Source organism: Bosea sp. BIWAKO-01, from assembly GCF_001748145.1.
In the GTDB taxonomy this organism is placed as follows: Bacteria; Pseudomonadota; Alphaproteobacteria; order Rhizobiales; family Beijerinckiaceae; genus Allobosea.
Genome location: NZ_BCQA01000001.1, coordinates 1,879,361 through 1,896,889, shown reverse-complemented (window position 1 = coordinate 1,896,889; position 17,529 = coordinate 1,879,361). Strand labels below are relative to the sequence as shown.

Here is a 17,529-nt window from a genome sequence, read left to right as displayed (position 1 = left end):
CGACGCTGCCGTGTCCAATCTTGACCCCTGTTGACGCAATGGGTATTGTTCGAAAATCAAAACGATGTGCGATTAACGCACAAAATGAGGAGATGTCAAGGTGGCTGAGTTCGTCTCCCTCGCCGAGGGAATCGAGGCGGTGGTGCGTGACGGCTGCTCCGTCGCGATGGAAGGCTTCACTCATCTCATCCCGCATGCTGCCGGGCATGAGGTGATCCGTCAGGGCCGCAAGCGACTGACGCTGATCCGCATGACGCCCGACCTGATCTACGATCAGATGATCGGGATGGGCTGCGCCGAAAAGCTGGTCTTCTCCTGGGGCGGCAACCCTGGCGTCGGCTCGCTGCATCGTCTGCGCGATGCGGTCGAGAATGGCTGGCCGCATAAGCTTGAGCTTGAAGAGCACAGCCACGCCGCCATGGCCAATGCCTATGAGGCCGGCGCCGCCAACCTGCCCTTCGCAGTGTTTCGCGGCTACAAGGGCGTCGACCTGCCCAAGGTCAATCCCCGGATCAAATCCGTTACCTGCCCCTATACCGGGGAAGTCCTGGCGACGGTTCCCGCCATTCGGCCCGACGCAGCTGTCATTCATGCGCTGAAGGCGGACCGCGAGGGCAATGTCCTGCTCGAGGGCATCGTCGGCGTGCAGAAGGAGGTCGTGCTGGCGGCCAGGCGTTCGCTGGTCACCGTCGAGGAGATCGTCGAGGACTTTGGCCCACGCAATGCCAATGCCGTTATCCTGCCGTCCTGGGTGGTGACCGCCATCGCCAAGGTGCCGGGCGGCGCCTACCCGTCCTACGCCCAGGGTTATTACAAGCGCGCCAATGATTTCTACATTGCCTGGGACAAGATCTCCCGGGAGCGTGACACATTCATGGCTTGGATGAAGGCAAATGTCCTGGAGCAGGGGCCGGAGGTGTTTGCCCACCATGCCGGCCTTGCTCGGCAGGCCGCGTGAGGATCAGTGCCATGAGTCATACTCCCATCAGCCACACGCCCACCGAGATGATGAGCATCGCGGCCGCCCGCCTGCTGACCAATGACGACGTCTGCTTCGTCGGCATCGGCGCGCCCTCGGCCGCCTGCAACCTGGCGCGCCTGACGCATGCCCCGAAGATCACGCTGATCTACGAATCCGGTACGCTCTCGACCCGCCCCTCCGTGCTGCCGCTCTCGATCGGCGACGGGGAGCTCTGTGATACCGCGCTGACCACGGTCGGCGTGCCCGAGATGTTTCGCTACTGGCTGCAGGGCGGCCGGATCACCATTGGCTTCCTGGGCGGCGCGCAGATCGATCGCTTTGCCAATCTGAACACCACCGTCGTCGGGGACTATGCCGCGCCCAAGGTGAGGCTTCCCGGCGGCGGCGGCGCGCCGGAGATCGCCAGCAATTGTGGCGAGATCTTCATCACGATGGCCATGGGCTCGCGGGCCTTCGTCGAGACGCTGCCCTTCATCACATCCTTCGGCCACGGCAAGGGCAATGGCGACCGGGCACGGCTCGGCCTCAAGACCATGGGGCCGACCAAGGTGATCACCGATCTTTGCGTCATGGAACCCGATGCCGAGACCGCCGAGCTGACTGTGACTGCGCTGCATCCCGGCGTGACGCGGGATCAGGTTCAGGCCGGTTGCGGCTGGACCTTGCGTTTCGCTGGCGAACTCGTCGAAACTCCGGCGCCGACCGCGCAGGAGATCGAGATCCTGCGCGATCTGCACGCCCGGACCAAGCGAGCGCATGGAGTAGCGGCATGAGCCTGATCTATCCACGCGATGGCCTGAAGGCCCATCCGCTCAACGCGTCGCCGGCCTATACGAGCACGCTGAAGCGCGCGCCCTCGCAGCCCCTGATCCTGCTGCCGCATACGCTGTCGGAGATCAGCGGTCCGGCGTTCGGCCATAGCGCCGTGCAAGCCGGCGATTCAGACCTGACCCTGCAGCATGAGGGTGAGCCGCTCGGCGAGCGGATCATCGTGACGGGCCGGGTGCTTGACGAGGATGGCAGGCCGGTGCCGCATACCCTGGTCGAGATCTGGCAAGCCAACGCGGCCGGGCGCTACGTTCATCTGCGCGATCAGCATCCCGCGCCGCTCGACCCGAACTTCACGGGGGCCGGCCGCGCCATGACCGATGCGGAGGGGCGCTATCGCTTCGTCACCATCAAGCCCGGCGCCTATCCCTGGCGCAACCATCACAATGCCTGGCGCCCGGCGCATATCCATTTCTCGCTGTTTGGGCCGAGCTTCCTCTCACGCGTGATCACCCAGATGTATTTCCCGGGCGATCCGCTTTTCGCCTACGACCCGATCTTCCAGTCGATCCCGGACGCGAAGGCACGGGAGCGCCTGATCTCGCGCTTCGACATCGACACGACCGAACCGGAATGGGCGCTCGGATACCAGTTCGACATCGTTCTGCGCGGTCGCGACGCGACGCCGCTCGAGGAGCCGCATGATGACTGAGCGCAAGGCCGCCCTGGGCCTCACCCCCTCGCAGACGGTCGGCCCCTTCTACGCTTACGCGCTGACGCCCCGTGCCTATGGCGGTTCGGAGCTGGCCAATGAGCGGATCGCGACCGATGGCGTCTCGGGCGAGCGCATCACCATTCGCGGCCATGTCCTCGATGGCGATGGCGAGCCGGTGCCGGACGCCATGATCGAGGTCTGGCAGGCCGATGCGGATGGGCATCACAATGCCGGGGGCAATGCCGGCTTCACAGGTTTCGGCCGGGCGGAAACGTCGCCGGAAGGCTTTTTCCACTTCGAGACGGTGCGGCCGGGCGCGGTGGAGGGGCTAACCGGTACGAGACAGGCGCCGCATCTCGCCGTCTCGGTCTTCGCGCGCGGGCTCCTGCTCCGGCTGGTGACCCGCATCTATTTCTCGGACGACCCTGCCAATGCGTCCGATGCAGTGCTCGCGCTGGTCCCGCATGAGCGGCGTGAAACGCTGATCGCGCAACGTGGCCCGGACGGCGTCTTCCATTTCGACATCCGGCTGCAGGGCGAAGGCGAGACGGTGTTCTTCGACGTCTGAGCCCGTGCGGCATGTGCAGGCTTGACCCCGGCTTGCGGGCCAAGGAGATAGTCGGGTCAGCGCTTTGCTTCGCCCGCGCCTGATGCGGCAAGGCAGGGCCATGACCGATGCCGTGCCGGAGCCCGCCATGCCGAAACCCTTGATCGCGCTCGACTGGGGCACCACCCGTGCCCGCGCCTTCCTCATTGGCGAGGACGGCCGCGTGATGGACCGACGGATTGCGGATCAGGGCATCCAATCCGTGCCGGCCGGAGGTTTCCCGGCCGCTTTCGAGGCGATCGCCGGTGATTTCCTCCGCAGGCGGCCGGATGCCGCGATCGTGCTCGCCGGGATGGTTGGCAGCCGCAATGGCTGGGTCGAGGCGCCTTACGTCGCGTGCCCGGCCTCAATCGAAGCGCTGGCAGATGCCGGTATCGCGGTGACGCTGGAGGACGGAACACGGGCAACCGTGCTGCCCGGCCTGTCCTGGGACGATGGTGCCTTCGATGTCATGCGTGGCGAGGAAACGCTGATCGTCGGACTCGGGCTCAACGAGGGTATTGCCTGCCTGCCCGGCACTCATTCGAAATGGGTTGAAGTGCGGGCTGGCCGGATCACGCGCTTTGCCAGCTTCATGACCGGCGAGATCTACGGCCTGCTGCGTCAGCATTCGATTCTGGCGCGCCTCGCGGAAGAGCCCTCCGGAGACGACGCAAGCACCGGCGCCGCACGCGGCTTTGCTGCAGCAGCGCGCCCTGCCGGGCTGCTCAACGCAGCCTTTGCGGCGCGTACCGAGGTGCTGGCGGGGCGAATGGGCGGCGGCGCGGTCGGGCCCTATCTCTCGGCGTTGCTGGTCGGTCAGGAAATTGCCGGCGTGCAGGCGTTGTTCGGACGCCCCGCCACGGTCCATCTGGTGGCCGATGGAGCGCTGGCGGCGAGCTATGGAGCGGCGTTCGAGACGGCGGGCCTGCCCTTCCAGATCACGACACCGGAAGACGCGTTTGTCGCGGGTGTGAAGCGTCTGGCTGCGAGGCTGGTGGCGTGATCACCGTCTTCGGGTCGCTGAATGTCGATCTGGTCACGCCCGTCGAGCGCCTGCCGGGAGCCGGCGAGACGGTGATCGGACCGGGCTATGCGCTGCATCCCGGCGGCAAGGGGGCCAACCAGGCGCTTGCCGCCCGCCGGGCGGGCGCCAAGGTCGTGCTCGCCGGCGCTGTCGGGCGTGACGCCTTTGCCGAGATCGCCCTGTCCCTGCTGGCGGCCGACGGAGTCGATCTCACGCTGGTCGAGCGGGTCGAGGCGCCGACTGGCGCTGCCTTCATCGCGGTCGATGCAGCCGGTTCCAATCAGATTGTGGTGGCGGCCGGCGCGAATGCCCAGGCCCGCGCGGATGGCTTGCGCGACCTGCCGCTGGGTCAACTGCAGCGCGAGGTTCCGGAGACGGAGTGCATCGCGGCGGCCCGGCTGGCGAAGCAGGCGGGCGGGCGCGTCATCCTGAACCTCGCACCAGCCGGCTCGCCTGCTCCCGAATTGCTCGACTGCCTGGACATGCTGATCGTCAACGAGCACGAGGCGCTGGTGCTTGCCAGCGCCTGGGGCTGGGCCGAGCGGGATCCCGACGCCTTTGCGCAACGCGTCGATGCCGAGCGCGGCATTGCCTGCGTCGTCACGCTCGGCGGCGAGGGCGTCGTCGGCTGGCATGGCGGCGTTCGCCGCCGCCTCGACGCACCGAAGGTCAAGGTTGTCGACACGGTCGCGGCCGGAGACAGCTTCGTCGGGGCCTTCGCGGCGGCGCTCGATGCCGGTTATGGTTTTTCAGGCGCGCTCCAGCGCGGGCTCGCAGCTGGCTCGCTCGCCTGCACGGTGTCCGGTGCGCAACCAAGCGTGCCACGCCGGCCGGAGATCGAGGCACTGGCCGGTGCCGGCTTCCTCTGAGATGTCGTCAATCTGGATGACGATACGTTAAGTCTATTTGGATTCATCGGTTCGGAGCTTGGCCGAACCCGCCAATCCGCCCGTTCCCATTCATTCTTCGGCAGTGTCCTGGGAGCAGCATCCCGGGAGCATGGCGGAGACTGAAAGCAGATGGCGCAACGGCCCATCGTCTGGGCGCTCGGAGTAGCCTTCATCGTCGGTTACGGCGCGATGTCATACGGCACGCGTCTGGCCGGCTATGTCGAGGGCGATGACGCGCCCGGCGTGGCGGCTGTCACGTCCGATGCGCGACTAGCCTCGCCGCCGCCTCCAATGGCCCGATCGAGCGAGCCTCCGACCGTCACCGTGGCGGCCGATTCTCGTGGTCACTACATGGTCCATCCGACCATCGACAATTACCGCGTCAGGATGCTGGTCGATACCGGTGCGAGCTTTATTGCATTAACGGAGAGCGATGCCCTGGGGCTCGGCATCCGCCCCGCATCATCCGACTACAAGGTCACGCTGCGCACGGCCAATGGTGTCGTGCGAGGCGCCCGGGTGAATCTGCGCGAGGTCAGGCTCGGCGCTATCATCGTGCGCAATGTCGAGGCCATGGTGCTGCCCGCCGGGGCGCTGTCCGTCAGCCTGCTTGGAACCTCTTTTCTGAGCAAGCTCAAGGGCTACGAGGTCCAGACCGGTCGCATGATCCTGCGCGGTTAGGCGGTCTCCGGCGTTTCCTAATCGGCCGCGATCCGCTATGCCAATTGTCCGTCAAGACGGCGTCGCTGCCGTGTCACGGTCAGGCTGCATTCATGTGGCTTGATGCTTCGTTCGCCCTGCATGTTCCCTTGCAATGGATGCCTTGATGTTCCCGAAGCCGCTGCCTGAGCTGTTCCCGAATACCTTCGAGTATGAATCCCTGCCGATGGTGAAGCCGACGGGGTTCCGCGAATATGATGCGCGCTGGTTCTTCGGCAAGGAACTGAACCTGATGGGCGTGCAGGCCGTCGGCATGGGCCTCGGCACGCTGATCAAGCGCATGGGCATCAAGCCCGAGATCGTCACCGGCCATGATTTCCGTGGCTACTCGTCGTCGATCAAGATGGCGCTGGTCACCGGCCTGATGGCGGCGGGCTGCAAGGTCCATGATATCGGCCTCGCGATGTCGCCGATGGCCTATTTCGCCCAGTTCGCGCTCGACGTTCCCTGCGTTGCGATGGTCACCGCCTCGCATAACGACAATGGCTGGACCGGTGTGAAAATGGGCGCGCAGCGCCCCGTCACCTTCGGCCCCGACGAAATGGGCCAGCTCCGCGACATCGTGCTCGCGGCCGATTTCGAGCTGTCGGGCGGCGGCTCCTATGTCTTCGTTCCGGATTTCCCGGCCGTCTACATCAAGGACCTGACCAACCGGCCCAAGATCACGCGCAAGCTCAAGGTCATCGCGGCTTGCGGCAACGGCACGGCCGGCGCCTTCGCTCCGCAGATCCTGGAGGCGATCGGCTGCGAGGTCATCCCGATGGATGCGGAGCTTGACCACTCCTTCCCGCGTTACAATCCCAATCCCGAAGACATGAAGATGCTGCATGCCATGGCGGATGCCGTGAAGCAGTACGGCGCTGACGTAGCACTCGGCTTCGATGGCGACGGCGACCGCTGTGGCGTGGTCGACAATCACGGCGAGGAGATCTTCGCCGACAAGATCGGCGTGATGCTGGCGCGCGACCTGGGTAGGTTGCATCCCGGCGCGCAGTTCGTCGTCGACGTGAAATCGACCGGGCTCTTCATCACCGACCCCGAGCTGCAGAAGCTCGGCGTGAAGACCGATTACTGGAAGACCGGCCATTCCTACATCAAGCGCCGCGTCCGCGACCTCAACGCGCTGGCGGGCTTCGAGAAGTCGGGCCATTTCTTCTTCAACGCACCGGTTGGGCGCGGCTATGACGATGGTGTGGTCACGGCGCTCGCGGTCATCGACATGCTCGATCGCAATCCGGGCAAGTCGATGGCGGAACTCTATGCCGCGGTTCCCAAGACTTGGGGCACGCCGACCATGGCCGCCAAATGCGCCGATGAGATCAAGTACGAGGTCAGCGATCGCGTGACGAAGCGCATCGAGGCCATGCAAGCCAAGGGCGAAACCATCGCCGGTCAGAAGATCCGCGACGTGATCACCGTCAACGGCGTCCGCGTCGTCAACGAGGATGGCACCTGGGGGCTGGTCCGCGCCTCCTCAAACAAGCCGGAGCTTGTCGTGGTCTGCGAAAGCCCGGTTTCGGACGCGCGCATGCGCGAGATGTTTGCCGCCATCGACGGCGTTCTGCGCGAAAACCCCGAAGTGGGTGCCTATAATCAGACGATCTGAGGCTGGTGAGCAGATATGTCCCGGCGCGAGCGATCTCGCATCGGGACACTCCTCTCGCCGCCAGGATTCTCGGCGGCGAGGCGCACGCAACAGCTCAGCAGACGATGGTCTTGGCGGCGCTGCCAGTTCCCTGGATTCGCGCGACCTGCTCGATACTGAGCGCGCCTGCCTTCGCAGCCATGCGTGGGCGCATGTAGATCCTGTCGCCGCCCAGGGTGAGGGCGTCTTTGAATACCAGTTTGCCGAGGAAGGGTTCGTAGACGTGGCTGGCTTCGGCCATGATCACGGACGTTTTGGGAAGGAGCAGCCCAGCCGGCAATATGACGTTTGTTGGCGGGGCGGTCGTGTTTCTCTGCGCGCTCCAGCAGACCTTTGCCACCCCCTTATCGTCCACGGTGACGCTGGCGAACATCATCCTTGGCGTCGTGGTGAAGGGGGCCATGATCATTTGCCCGACGAGGAAGATCGTATCGACATCGGCGTCAGACAATGCGGTTCCCCGCGGGGCGCTTCCCGACGCGGCGGCGCTATCCGGCGGGAGGTTGCCCTGCGCGGCAAGATCGACGAGGGCCCGGTTGAGCTGGGTCACTCGGCGATCGGCCATGGCCGCCTGCCCGATCTCGGCAATGCCATAATATAGCAAGAGCATCACAGGCAGGATCAGAGCGAACTCGACAGCGGCTACGCCGTTTGCGTCCCTCTGCAGGTGACACCTGAGGCGGCGCAGCGCGGCCCTGTTGCGGCGGATCGAGAAGAACTGCCTCATGGTCGTTCTCATGGAGGTTCGCTTCGGAACGTCGCGACAGCCATGAGCCCGCGCTCACCGCCATCGATATTGGCCAGGGTGTTAGTCCAGCCGGTCAGGTAGAGCGAATAACGCAATGTCGCCCGCACGACGACGATCTCGCCTTTTCCGGGTTGGTTGTAGCTGAAATTACTGGTGTTCAGTGTGTTCCCGCTGAACGGGTTGAGCTTGGCAAGATCGGTTTGAGCCGCCGCTGGTGATACGTAGCCGCGCACGTCGACGCGCAGCTTCTCGCAATCGACGAGCGCCGGAGCCTGCGCGCAGACCTCGCGCCTGAATGCCTCAGTGGATGTCTTGGCATCGTGCGGAAGGGGGTTCGAGGGGGTGCTGTAGATTGCGACCGATTCCCCGGTCAGGAGCGTCCGCGACGCCTGCTTCACGGCGTCGTCGAGCACCTGGTAGGTCCACAGCATCAGCCCGGTTTCGATGATCGTGAACACGAGCAGGAGGAACGGAAACGCGACGAGCCCGAACTCGACGGCGGTCGCGCCGCGTTGGTTCCTGCAAAAGCCGTTGGATCCCAACCACGGGGTCCTGAGGAGGCGTCGCGCGACACGTCCGTTCGTTCGAGAAGGAGATGTGACCATGACCAGTTAAGCCAACCATCCGGATGCAGAGGCCGCGAGGGATCTCCGCTCTTCAGTGGAGGCACCCTAGCCGCAAAGCATTGCCGACTTGTTAGGGCATGGTTCGCCGAAGCCGCACTGGCGTTAGCGAAACCTTCACCTTGAGCGTTACGAAGCCTATTTGTCGCTGCCGCTGGCGAGAGCGTTGCGTCTTGTCGTCTGCCCGCCGACATCGCCGAAATATTTGGTTGCGTCCCCGAGCTGCACGGTCGGTTGGCAGGTCGGGGTGCAGGAATAGCTCTCCCGCTCCATGCCGCGCTGGACCGTGAGAATGGAATCCGCGGCCGCGCTGACGCGCACGAGCGATTCCGCCAATAGGCTGCCACTGGCATCGAGCGCGATCAGATTGGTGACGCCAAAACTCTTGCCGGTCACCACCATCACTCCGTTCCTTTGCACGGAGACATCGGCGATCGCCGGATTGCCGACGATCACGGTCTGGGCCTTTTCCGGCAGTCTGACGAGCTTGGCGTGATCGACGATGACGGCGACCGTGTCGGGCCGGACTGGTTCCGGCGCCGATCGCGCTACGGGCGCGCTTCCCAGAAGGATCGCGCCGGACGCGGCCATGGCCAGCACTCTGAGGCGCAGGGCACAGCTGAGGACAGTCGACATGGTGGCGCCCTAGGTTTCCAACGTCTGGAGTAAAGCCGAAAATGATGAATCGAATCCTAATGCCCCCCGCGAACATGTTTATTGAGCAGGCAATTTCTAAAATGAGAAATGGAGCATCGCTTAAGGTCACGCTCTCCCGCGAGATAAACATTGCTAGAATGGCCAAATTCAATCGCGATGACACGTATAGTCGTAATTAAATTCAAATACTAATTGATGTTCATCATGATTATGGGTGGTGAATTCAATAAATATGGCGTTAACCATCCGGTAAATGTCTGATATCGACGTCGAGTTCTTTGTTTCGTTTAACCGAAACGCAACGGCTTCTGGGTAGTGTCTGTCTTGTCGCTGACCGAAGCCGTTCAGAGCGAAGGCAGCAGTCAAACCGTGGTGCAATAGGAGTTCCGTCATGAAGAATCTGTTCGCTCGCTTTGCCAAGGACGAGTCCGGCGCGACCGCCATCGAATACGGCCTGATCGCTGGCCTGATCGCCGTCGTCATCATCGGCACCGTCACGACGCTCGGCACCGACCTCAGCGATCTGTTCAAGCGCATTTCCGGCGAGCTGACCAAGGTCGCTAAGCCCGCGGCCTAAGCCATCCTCTGCTCGAAGCAGCGAACGCCCCGGCTGGTCCGGGGCGTTTTGCGTCCCGGTTCTCGCCTGGCCGACCAGATACTGTTTCTACAGAGTTGGATGCGATGCTGGCGCATTGTTCGTGAAGCTGCATTGCCCGGAGCCTTTTCGATGTCGCTTCCACTGCTGTTCCTCCTTGTCCTCTTTCCCGCAGCGATGACCTATGCTGCGGCGAGCGATCTGTTTTCGATGACGATCTCGAACAGGCTCTGCCTCGGTCTCGTCGTGCTTTTCGTGCCCAGCGCTCTCATCATCGGCCTGCCCTGGGTTCAGATCGCCTGGCATTTCGCTGCTGGTGGCCTGGTCCTTGCTGTTTGTTTCGGTCTGTTCGCCGCGGGCTGGATCGGCGGCGGGGACGCCAAGCTGGCTGCCGCCACGGCGCTCTGGTTCGGCTTTGGGCACCTAATGCCCTATCTGGTTGTGGCTGCGATGTTCGGCGCGGTACTGACCCTGATCGTGATGAAGCTGCGCACTGCCCCCTTGCCGGCACTGGGGCAGAACTGGCTTTGGCTGCGCCGGCTTCATGCCGCGAACCAGGGGGTGCCCTATGGGATCGCCCTTGCCTGCTCGGCTCTCTTCGTCCTGCCGGACACGGCGATCTGGCGCGCTGCCATCGGTCTCTAGGCGGTTGATGAAAGTTACGCCGGGTTAACCATAATTTGACGAATCCCGGGTCACGATCCTCTTCGAGAGCCAACGCAGCTTGGCCGAGGATCGGCGTTCATGAGTCCAGCCCGTATCATCATCCTGGTTGTCGCGCTTGTTGCGGGGCTTGGCGCAGCATTGCTGATCCAACGTCCCAAGGCGACACCGGCACCGGTGACACGCTATGAGCCGGCGCCGACGGTTCCGGTCCTGGTCGCAGCTGCCGATATTCCGGTCGGCAATACGCTCGCTGCCAGCGACATGCGCTGGATCGACTGGCCGGCTGACAGTGTTCCGGCCGGGGTCATCCGCAAGAGCGAGGCGCCTGAGGCCGAAACCGAATTGGCCGGGCAGCTGGCGCGTTTCGCGGTGTCTGGTGGAGAACCGATCCGTCGCGAGAAGCTGATCAAGACGGACGGTACCGGATTCCTCTCGGCGGTTCTGCCGGCCGGCAAGAGGGCAACAGCGATCGCTACCGATAGCCGCGGCGCCAATACGGCCGGTGGCTTCATCCTGCCGAACGACCGTGTGGATGTCATCCGGACTCACCAGGAGGGAGGCGGCGGCAACGCGAATAGCGGCGGCGAGAGCTTCATCAGCGAAACGATCCTGACCAATGTCCGGGTGCTGGCGATCGGTCAGAATATTCAGGAACGCAATGGCGAGAAGGTCGTCATCGGCGAGACGGCGACGCTCGAACTCGAGCCCCGTCAAGTTGAGATCGTCGCTCAGGCGCAACGCAACGGCACGCTTTCGCTCGCCTTGCGCAGCCTCAAGGATGCCGGCGACGCCGGGCGCCCCGACACCGAAGGCGGCCTGACCCTCGTGCGCTACGGCGTCACCAGCAAAAGCGTGAAGCCATGATCCCAAGGCGCATTCTTCGTTCCGTCGCGGCGCCGGTTCTGGCACTCCTGCTCGGCCTGCCGGCCATGGCTCAGTCGACGGGGCCTGCCCCGGTTCTGAATGTCGGCTCCAGCGAGCATGCCATTGCCCGCAAGCTCACGCTCTCGATCGGTCGTTCACTGATCGTGGAATTGCCGCGCGACGCCAAGGAAGTCTTCGTCGCCAACCCCAAAGTGGCCAACGCGGTCGTCCGCTCGGCGCGCAAGCTCTTCATCATCGGCATCGCCGATGGTTCGACCTCGATGTTCGTGATCGACTCCGAAGGCCGTCAGATTTCCGCGCTCGAGATCGAAGTCGGGCGGGATCTCAACGTGCTGCGCCAGACGCTGCGTGCGGCGATGCCCAGAGCCCAGATCGAGGTCAAGCCAGCAGGCAATTCCATCCTCCTGCTCGGCAATGTCGCCAATGCGTCGGAAGCGACCCAGGCGGTCGACATCGCGAATGCCTTCGTCGGGACCGCCTCCGGCATCTTCTCCTCGTCCAAGGGCGCCGTGATCAACTCGTTGACGATCCGCGATCGCGACCAGGTGATGGTCAAGGTCGTGATCTCCGAGGTTTCGCGCAAGGCGATCAAGCAGCTCGGCATCAACTCGTCCGGCGAGTGGAAGCTCGGCAATTTCTCGATCACGCCGTCGATCGAGAACCCGCTTCCGTTGCAACCGCAGTCCCTGGCTGCGACGGCGATCGGAGCCGGGATCGGGAACTCGACCAATTTCACCTTGCGTGCGCTGGAGCGCGCAGGCCTCGCCCGCGTTCTGGCGGAACCGATGGTCACTGCGATCTCGGGGGAGAGCGCCAAGTTCACGGCCGGCGGCGATGTCCCTGTGCCCAACGGCTATTCCTGCGACTCGTCGGGCATCTGCACGCTCGGCATCGTCTATAAGCCGGTCGGCGTTTCCTTGAACTTTACCCCGATTGTCCTGTCCGACAACAAGATCAGCATGCGCATTGCCACCGAAGTCACGGAACTCGATTTCGAGAACCAGCTCCGGCTCAGCAATACGAGCAATGTATCGCGGGGCACCAATACCCGGGAATCGGTAAATGCCCCCGCCTTCCGCGTGCGCAAGTCCGACACCACGGTCGAACTGCCATCGGGCGGGACCCTGGCGACGGCCGGGCTGATCCAGCGCGTCTCGAAACAGTCGATCAACGGCTTCCCGGGGCTGATGAACCTGCCGGTAATCGGCGTGCTCTTCCGCTCGCGCGACTATCAGCGCGAGGAGACCGAACTGATGATCACGGTGACGCCCTACATCGCCAAGCCGATGGAGCCGAACCAGATCCAACGCCCGGATGACGGCTTCGTCGATGCCCATGATGCGCAGGCCGTGCTGCTCGGCCGCCTGAACAAGATCTATGGCACCAATAGCGGGCCGTTGCCTCAGGCCTACAGGGGCCGGGTCGGCTTCATTGCCGACTAAGGGGGCTCTCATGAACGCGCAAGGGGTGGCTCGGGCCATGACAGATCGAGGACAGCTGCGGATGAGCCATTGGCCTCTGGCCGCCGTTCTGGCCGCCGGCGTTGCTCTTGGAGCCTGCGCGTCGAAGACCGACACGACGGGGTCGATCAGCGCCAGCGATCTGCGCGAGCGGCACCCGATTGTGCTGCGTGACGCGCCACGTTCGCTAGATGTCTTCATCGTGCGGGCCGGTGCGGGTCTCGATCGTCGCCAGGCCGAGGATGTCGCCAGTTTCGCCGCGGACTACCGGCGCAGTGGACGTGGCGGGCTCGTAGCACAGGTGCCAACCGGTGCCGGCCGGGAGATGGCAACCCATGGCACGCTCGAAGCGATCCGCAGAGCCCTGGCGCAGGGCGGGGTGCCGCCCGGATCGCTCTCGGTCAGGACCTATCCCATCGCGGACCCGAATCTCGCCTCGCCTATTCGCCTGACATTCGCCTCGCTGCAGGCGGGCCTGCCGCATTCCTGCGGACAATGGACGCAGGACGCGGGCGTCTCCGACTGGAAACTGGACATGGCCAACGAACCGCTCTGGAATTTCGGCTGTTCCAGCCAGGCGACATTGGCCGCGCAGGTGGCCGATCCGATCGACCTCGTCCGTGGCCGGACCGAGGGCCGCGCCGATATCGTCAAGCGCATGAACGCGATCGGCAAGCTGCGTGAGGGCAAGGACCCCTCGACCCTGTACCGGCAGGAAACGCCGCAGATCAACCAGTCGGTCGGAGGCCACTGATGGATCCGGCGCAGAATTTCGAAGCCCACGCGGCGAGCAGTGCCGGCGACGAGGTCATCGCGCCGCTGCCGCGCATCACGCTGCAGGCCTTTTGCGAAACGCCCGCCATCGCTGCTGCCATGCAGACGGCAACCACTGACCGGCGCATGGAGAAGACCCATTCGCGCGTCCAGATGGGGGGACCCGCGGCCGCAGTCGAGGCGTTCCGCAGCGCACCCACGCCCAATGTCATCGTGCTCGAAACGGTGTCCGACGGTGCCACGCTTGTCGGCCATCTCGATGCGTTGGCGCAGAGCTGTGACGCCGGCACAAAGGTCGTCGTCATCGGGCATGTCAATGACGTCCAGCTCTACCGCGATCTGATCCGCCGAGGCGTCAGCGATTACCTGATTGCCCCCCTTGAGCCGCTCGACATCCTGCGCACCCTGTCTGAGCTCTATGTCGCGCCGGGCGCTCGCAATCTCGGGCGCATCGTCGCCGTCATGGGCGCCAAGGGCGGGGTCGGCGCTTCGACGGTGGCCCATAACGTCGCCTGGGCGATGGCGCGCAATCTCGATTTATCGACCGTGATCGTCGATCTCGACATCGCCTTCGGCACGGCGGGGCTCGACTTCAATCAGGATCCGCCGCAGGGCATCGCGGAGGCGGTGTTCGCACCGGAGCGGCTTGATGCCAATATGCTGGATCGCCTGCTCTCGCGTTGCAGCGACAATCTCGCCTTGCTGGCGGCGCCGGCGATGCTGGATCGGACACTCGACCTGCAGGAGGAAGCGTTCGAGCAACTCTTCGATCTCTTGCGCGCCAGCGTGCCCTGCGTGGTTCTCGATGTGCCGCATCTCTGGAGCGGCTGGGTCAGGCGCTGTCTGATCGGTGCAGACGAGGTCGTGATTGTTGCCGGCCCCGAACTTGCCTCGCTGCGGAACGCCAAGAACCTGATCGATCTGGCGCGGGCCAGCCGACCGAATGATTCGCCGCCACGTCTGGTGCTCAATCAGGTCGGCTTGCCCAAGCGGCCCGAGATCGACGCGGGAGAATTTGCCAAGGCCTTGGGCGTCGAGGTGCTCGTCGCGATTCCCTTCGACGCGCAGGTCTTCGGCACGGCTGCGAATAACGGGCAGATGGTTGCGGAAGTCCAGGCGGGCGGCAAGATCAACGAGGCCTTCATTCATGTTGCAAGCACCCTGACCGGCCGCGGTGAGGCCAGGCGCGGAAAGCGCAGCCTGCTGGAACCGCTGGTCGCCAAGCTCAAGCGTCGCAAGGCCTGAGCCGTGACGGTTTTGTGCGCTGTTGCCTGCTCGCTCCGATCGGCCCGCCGGCCGTGCCGTAGCGTGAAGGAGGGGTGACATGTTCGGAAAGCGATCCTCGAACGCTGCGACGACGCAGCCGCTGAATGCGAAGGTCTCGGGCCCGGCTTCGGCTGCGCGCCCGCTTGAATCGTCTGCGCCGCCTCCCGACATGCGTCGTCAGGTGTCGGCAGCGCCCGTCGCTCCGGTCGAAACGCCGAAGTCCGACGATTACTACCAGATGAAGAGCATGATCTTCGGGGCGCTGATCGAGGCGATCGACCTCTCTCAGCTCGCGAAGCTCGATGGTGAATCGGCGCGGGAGGAAATCCGCGACATCATCAACGAGATCATTTCGCTCAAGAACGTCGTGCTTTCCATCGCCGAGCAGGAGGAACTGCTCGACGATATCTGCAACGACGTGCTCGGCTACGGGCCCCTGGAGCCGCTGCTGGCGCGGGACGATATCGCCGACATCATGGTCAACGGAGCCTCGCGCACCTTCATCGAGACCGGCGGCAAGATCCAGCTGACCAATGTTCGCTTTCGCGACAACGCGCAGCTGATGAACATCTGTCAGCGCATCGTCAGCCAGGTTGGCCGGCGCGTCGACGAATCCTCGCCGATCTGCGACGCTCGTCTTGCCGACGGTTCACGCGTCAATGTCATCGCGCCGCCGCTGGCGATCGACGGGCCGGCTCTCACCATCCGCAAATTCAAGAAGGACAAGCTGACGCTGGATCAGCTCGTCCGTTTTGGTGCGATCTCGCCACCCGGTGCCGAAATCCTCAAGATCATCGGTAAGGTCCGCTGCAATATCGTTATTTCCGGCGGTACGGGCTCGGGCAAGACGACCCTGCTGAACTGCCTGACCAACTATATCGAGCATGACGAGCGGGTCATCACCTGCGAGGACGCTGCCGAACTGCAGCTCCAGCAGCCCCATGTCGTGCGCCTCGAGACGCGCCCGCCCAATCTCGAGGGTACGGGCGCGGTCACCATGCGCGACCTCGTCAAGAACTGCCTGCGCATGCGGCCCGAGCGGATCATCGTCGGTGAGGTGCGCGGCCCGGAAGCGTTCGACCTGCTGCAGGCGATGAACACCGGCCACGACGGATCGATGGGGACGCTCCATGCCAATACGCCGCGCGAATGCCTGAGCCGCATCGAATCCATGATCACCATGGGTGGGTTCAGCCTGCCTTCGAAGACATTGCGGGAAATGATCTGCTCCTCCGTCGATGTCGTCATTCAGGCCCAGCGCATGCGCGACGGCTCGCGCCGGATCACCCATATCACCGAGGTGATGGGGATGGAGGGCGACGTCATCATCACCCAGGACCTGATGAACTATGAGGTGCTCGGCGAGGATGCGGCGGGCAAGCTGATCGGGCGGCACCGCTCGACCGGTATCGGCCGGCCGCGCTTCTGGGAGCGCGCCCGCTATTTCGGTGAGGAGCAGCGGCTGGCCACGGCGATCGATCAACTCGCCGTCCAGGATGAAGCCAATGCTGCTTGAGCGCGGCTATGGGCGGACTTGAGCCATGGACCTGAGTGTCATCGCGGTTGTCGTATTGGCGACCTTTGCGGCAGGCGGTGTGGTCTACGCGCTGTTCTATCCGGCGCTGAGCGGGCAGACCCGGGTGGAGAAGCGCCGCAAGGAGTTCGCAGCCCCGGTCGCCGTACGGACGGTCGATCGCGAAGTCCAGGCGCGGCAGAAGCGCGGCCAGATCGCCCAGAGCCTGAAAGACATCGAAACCCGGGAAAACGCTCGCAACAAGGTCACGCTCGAACTCCTGTTGCTCCAGGCGGGGCTGAGCTGGGACCGCCGCAAGTTTTACATCATCAGCGCCATTTCTGGCGTGATTGTCGGCTTCCTGTTCTTCCTGGCAACAGCCAATCTCCTGCTCCTTCTGGTCGGTCTGTTCATTGGCGGCTTCGGCCTGCCGCGTTGGCTTCTGTCGCGGACCCGGGCGAAGCGGCTGAAGAAGTTCGGCAACGAATTTCCGAACGCGCTCGACATCATCGTGCGCGGCGTCAAGTCTGGCCTGCCGCTCAACGACTGCCTGCGCATCATCGCTGCCGAAGCCGTCGAGCCCGTCCGGACGGAATTTCGACTGATCATCGAGAGCCAGACCTTGGGGCTGCCGCTGACCGAGGCTGCCGCCAAGCTCTTCGAGCGCATGCCCTGCGCCGAGGCCAATTTCTTCGGCATCGTGCTGGCGATCCAGCAGAAGACGGGCGGCAATCTCGCGGAGACCCTCGGCAATTTGTCGAAAGTCATTCGCGAACGTCGCAAGATGCGCGACAAGATCCAGGCGGTTTCGATGGAAGCGAAGGCCTCGGCAGCGATCATCGGGGCCTTGCCCCCGGTGGTTGCGACCCTCGTCTACGTGACCAGCCCGAGATATATCGAGCTTCTCTGGCTCACGCAGATTGGCAAGGTCGCGCTCGTCGCCAGCGGAGTCTGGATGCTGATCGGCATCATGACGATGCGCAAGATGATCAATTTCGACATTTGAGGC

19 protein-coding genes and 1 pseudogene are annotated in these 17,529 nt (G+C 64.0%); 16 read left to right on the top strand and 4 right to left on the bottom strand.

Features of this window, described 5'->3' with window-relative positions; translation table 11 throughout:
- Nucleotides 1–100: 100 nt before the first annotated feature.
- From BIWAKO_RS08630 to BIWAKO_RS08595, 8 genes are all read left to right on the top strand, one after another.
- Nucleotides 101–958, top strand: a complete 858-nt coding sequence (locus tag BIWAKO_RS08630) for a CoA transferase subunit A (protein WP_069878358.1) — start codon at nt 101–103, stop codon at nt 956–958.
- Nucleotides 959–969: 11 nt separating this feature from the next.
- Nucleotides 970–1,755 carry a CoA-transferase subunit beta gene (locus BIWAKO_RS08625; RefSeq protein ID WP_069878357.1) on the top strand — a complete coding sequence of 262 codons (786 nt, stop codon included), beginning with the start codon at nt 970–972 and terminating at the stop codon, nt 1,753–1,755.
- The gene (gene pcaH / locus BIWAKO_RS08620; protein ID WP_069878356.1) at nt 1,752–2,462 is read left to right on the top strand and encodes a protocatechuate 3,4-dioxygenase subunit beta; all 711 of its coding nucleotides are present in this window, start codon (nt 1,752–1,754) and stop codon (nt 2,460–2,462) included. Before BIWAKO_RS08625 ends, pcaH begins: the two co-directional genes overlap by 4 nt.
- On the top strand, nt 2,455–3,033 hold the full coding sequence (gene pcaG, locus BIWAKO_RS08615) for a protocatechuate 3,4-dioxygenase subunit alpha (RefSeq protein ID WP_141740028.1): 579 nt from the start codon (nt 2,455–2,457) through the stop codon (nt 3,031–3,033). The genes pcaH and pcaG overlap by 8 nt, the downstream gene beginning before the upstream one ends.
- A gap of 127 nt (nt 3,034–3,160) precedes the next feature.
- Nucleotides 3,161–4,057, top strand: coding sequence for a 2-dehydro-3-deoxygalactonokinase (locus BIWAKO_RS08610; RefSeq protein WP_176733285.1), 897 nt, complete (start codon nt 3,161–3,163; stop codon nt 4,055–4,057).
- Nucleotides 4,054–4,947, top strand: a complete 894-nt coding sequence (locus BIWAKO_RS08605) for a ribokinase (protein ID WP_069878351.1) — start codon at nt 4,054–4,056, stop codon at nt 4,945–4,947. The genes BIWAKO_RS08610 and BIWAKO_RS08605 overlap by 4 nt, the downstream gene beginning before the upstream one ends.
- Nucleotides 4,948–5,097: 150 nt before the next feature.
- Nucleotides 5,098–5,649 (top strand): retropepsin-like aspartic protease family protein, encoded by a 552-nt coding sequence (locus BIWAKO_RS08600; RefSeq protein WP_069878349.1) that lies wholly within the window; start codon nt 5,098–5,100, stop codon nt 5,647–5,649.
- Nucleotides 5,650–5,794: 145 nt separating this feature from the next.
- A complete protein-coding gene (locus BIWAKO_RS08595; protein ID WP_069882286.1) occupies nt 5,795–7,294 on the top strand; it encodes a phosphomannomutase/phosphoglucomutase in 1,500 nt (499 codons plus the stop codon).
- A gap of 94 nt (nt 7,295–7,388) precedes the next feature.
- On the opposite strand, the gene BIWAKO_RS08590 is transcribed toward BIWAKO_RS08595, so the two are convergent.
- From BIWAKO_RS08590 to BIWAKO_RS08580, 4 genes and pseudogenes are all read right to left on the bottom strand, one after another.
- On the bottom strand, nt 7,389–7,883 hold the full coding sequence (locus tag BIWAKO_RS08590; protein WP_244523382.1) for a hypothetical protein: 495 nt from the start codon (nt 7,881–7,883) through the stop codon (nt 7,389–7,391).
- A 3-nt stretch (nt 7,884–7,886) separates the two neighbouring features.
- A pseudogene (locus BIWAKO_RS37300) lies at nt 7,887–8,060 on the bottom strand (TadE/TadG family type IV pilus assembly protein); the annotation flags it as partial.
- Nucleotides 8,061–8,068: 8 nt separating this feature from the next.
- The gene (locus BIWAKO_RS08585) at nt 8,069–8,623 is read right to left on the bottom strand and encodes a TadE/TadG family type IV pilus assembly protein (protein ID WP_069878345.1); all 555 of its coding nucleotides are present in this window, start codon (nt 8,621–8,623) and stop codon (nt 8,069–8,071) included.
- A gap of 219 nt (nt 8,624–8,842) precedes the next feature.
- A complete protein-coding gene (locus BIWAKO_RS08580; protein WP_084651225.1) occupies nt 8,843–9,340 on the bottom strand; it encodes a pilus assembly protein N-terminal domain-containing protein in 498 nt (165 codons plus the stop codon).
- A 412-nt stretch (nt 9,341–9,752) separates the two neighbouring features.
- Between BIWAKO_RS08580 and BIWAKO_RS08575 the strand changes: the two genes are divergently transcribed.
- The 8 genes from BIWAKO_RS08575 (at nt 9,753) to BIWAKO_RS08540 (ending at nt 17,526) form a co-directional block, all read left to right on the top strand.
- Nucleotides 9,753–9,938 carry a Flp family type IVb pilin gene (locus BIWAKO_RS08575; protein WP_069878343.1) on the top strand — a complete coding sequence of 62 codons (186 nt, stop codon included), beginning with the start codon at nt 9,753–9,755 and terminating at the stop codon, nt 9,936–9,938.
- A gap of 150 nt (nt 9,939–10,088) precedes the next feature.
- Nucleotides 10,089–10,601 carry an A24 family peptidase gene (locus tag BIWAKO_RS08570; protein WP_069878341.1) on the top strand — a complete coding sequence of 171 codons (513 nt, stop codon included), beginning with the start codon at nt 10,089–10,091 and terminating at the stop codon, nt 10,599–10,601.
- Between the two features lie 99 nt (nt 10,602–10,700).
- The gene (gene cpaB / locus BIWAKO_RS08565) at nt 10,701–11,486 is read left to right on the top strand and encodes a Flp pilus assembly protein CpaB (RefSeq protein ID WP_069878340.1); all 786 of its coding nucleotides are present in this window, start codon (nt 10,701–10,703) and stop codon (nt 11,484–11,486) included.
- Nucleotides 11,483–12,949: a type II and III secretion system protein family protein gene (locus tag BIWAKO_RS08560; RefSeq protein WP_069878339.1), complete on the top strand. Its 1,467-nt coding sequence runs from the start codon at nt 11,483–11,485 to the stop codon at nt 12,947–12,949. The genes cpaB and BIWAKO_RS08560 overlap by 4 nt, the downstream gene beginning before the upstream one ends.
- Before the next feature lie 61 nt (nt 12,950–13,010).
- Entirely contained in the window at nt 13,011–13,721 is a 711-nt protein-coding gene (locus tag BIWAKO_RS08555; protein ID WP_141740026.1) for a CpaD family pilus assembly protein, read from the top strand.
- Entirely contained in the window at nt 13,721–14,986 is a 1,266-nt protein-coding gene (locus BIWAKO_RS08550; RefSeq protein WP_069878336.1) for a CpaE/TadZ family protein, read from the top strand. Before BIWAKO_RS08555 ends, BIWAKO_RS08550 begins: the two co-directional genes overlap by 1 nt.
- A gap of 79 nt (nt 14,987–15,065) precedes the next feature.
- Nucleotides 15,066–16,523, top strand: coding sequence for a CpaF family protein (locus BIWAKO_RS08545; RefSeq protein ID WP_069878334.1), 1,458 nt, complete (start codon nt 15,066–15,068; stop codon nt 16,521–16,523).
- A 25-nt stretch (nt 16,524–16,548) separates the two neighbouring features.
- Nucleotides 16,549–17,526 carry a type II secretion system F family protein gene (locus tag BIWAKO_RS08540; RefSeq protein ID WP_069878332.1) on the top strand — a complete coding sequence of 326 codons (978 nt, stop codon included), beginning with the start codon at nt 16,549–16,551 and terminating at the stop codon, nt 17,524–17,526.
- Nucleotides 17,527–17,529: the final 3 nt, after the last annotated feature.

Coding starts and splice junctions, on each gene's coding strand:
- BIWAKO_RS08625 (WP_069878357.1), top strand. CDS start 970: ATGAGTCATACTCCCATCAGCCACACGCCCACCGAGATGATGAGCATC.
- pcaH (WP_069878356.1), top strand. CDS start 1,752: ATGAGCCTGATCTATCCACGCGATGGCCTGAAGGCCCATCCGCTCAAC.
- pcaG (WP_141740028.1), top strand. CDS start 2,455: ATGACTGAGCGCAAGGCCGCCCTGGGCCTCACCCCCTCGCAGACGGTC.
- BIWAKO_RS08610 (WP_176733285.1), top strand. CDS start 3,161: ATGCCGAAACCCTTGATCGCGCTCGACTGGGGCACCACCCGTGCCCGC.
- BIWAKO_RS08600 (WP_069878349.1), top strand. CDS start 5,098: ATGGCGCAACGGCCCATCGTCTGGGCGCTCGGAGTAGCCTTCATCGTC.
- BIWAKO_RS08595 (WP_069882286.1), top strand. CDS start 5,795: ATGTTCCCGAAGCCGCTGCCTGAGCTGTTCCCGAATACCTTCGAGTAT.
- BIWAKO_RS08580 (WP_084651225.1), bottom strand. CDS start 9,340: ATGTCGACTGTCCTCAGCTGTGCCCTGCGCCTCAGAGTGCTGGCCATG.
- BIWAKO_RS08575 (WP_069878343.1), top strand. CDS start 9,753: ATGAAGAATCTGTTCGCTCGCTTTGCCAAGGACGAGTCCGGCGCGACC.
- BIWAKO_RS08570 (WP_069878341.1), top strand. CDS start 10,089: ATGTCGCTTCCACTGCTGTTCCTCCTTGTCCTCTTTCCCGCAGCGATG.
- cpaB (WP_069878340.1), top strand. CDS start 10,701: ATGAGTCCAGCCCGTATCATCATCCTGGTTGTCGCGCTTGTTGCGGGG.
- BIWAKO_RS08560 (WP_069878339.1), top strand. CDS start 11,483: ATGATCCCAAGGCGCATTCTTCGTTCCGTCGCGGCGCCGGTTCTGGCA.
- BIWAKO_RS08555 (WP_141740026.1), top strand. CDS start 13,011: ATGAGCCATTGGCCTCTGGCCGCCGTTCTGGCCGCCGGCGTTGCTCTT.
- BIWAKO_RS08550 (WP_069878336.1), top strand. CDS start 13,721: ATGGATCCGGCGCAGAATTTCGAAGCCCACGCGGCGAGCAGTGCCGGC.
- BIWAKO_RS08545 (WP_069878334.1), top strand. CDS start 15,066: ATGTTCGGAAAGCGATCCTCGAACGCTGCGACGACGCAGCCGCTGAAT.
- BIWAKO_RS08540 (WP_069878332.1), top strand. CDS start 16,549: ATGGACCTGAGTGTCATCGCGGTTGTCGTATTGGCGACCTTTGCGGCA.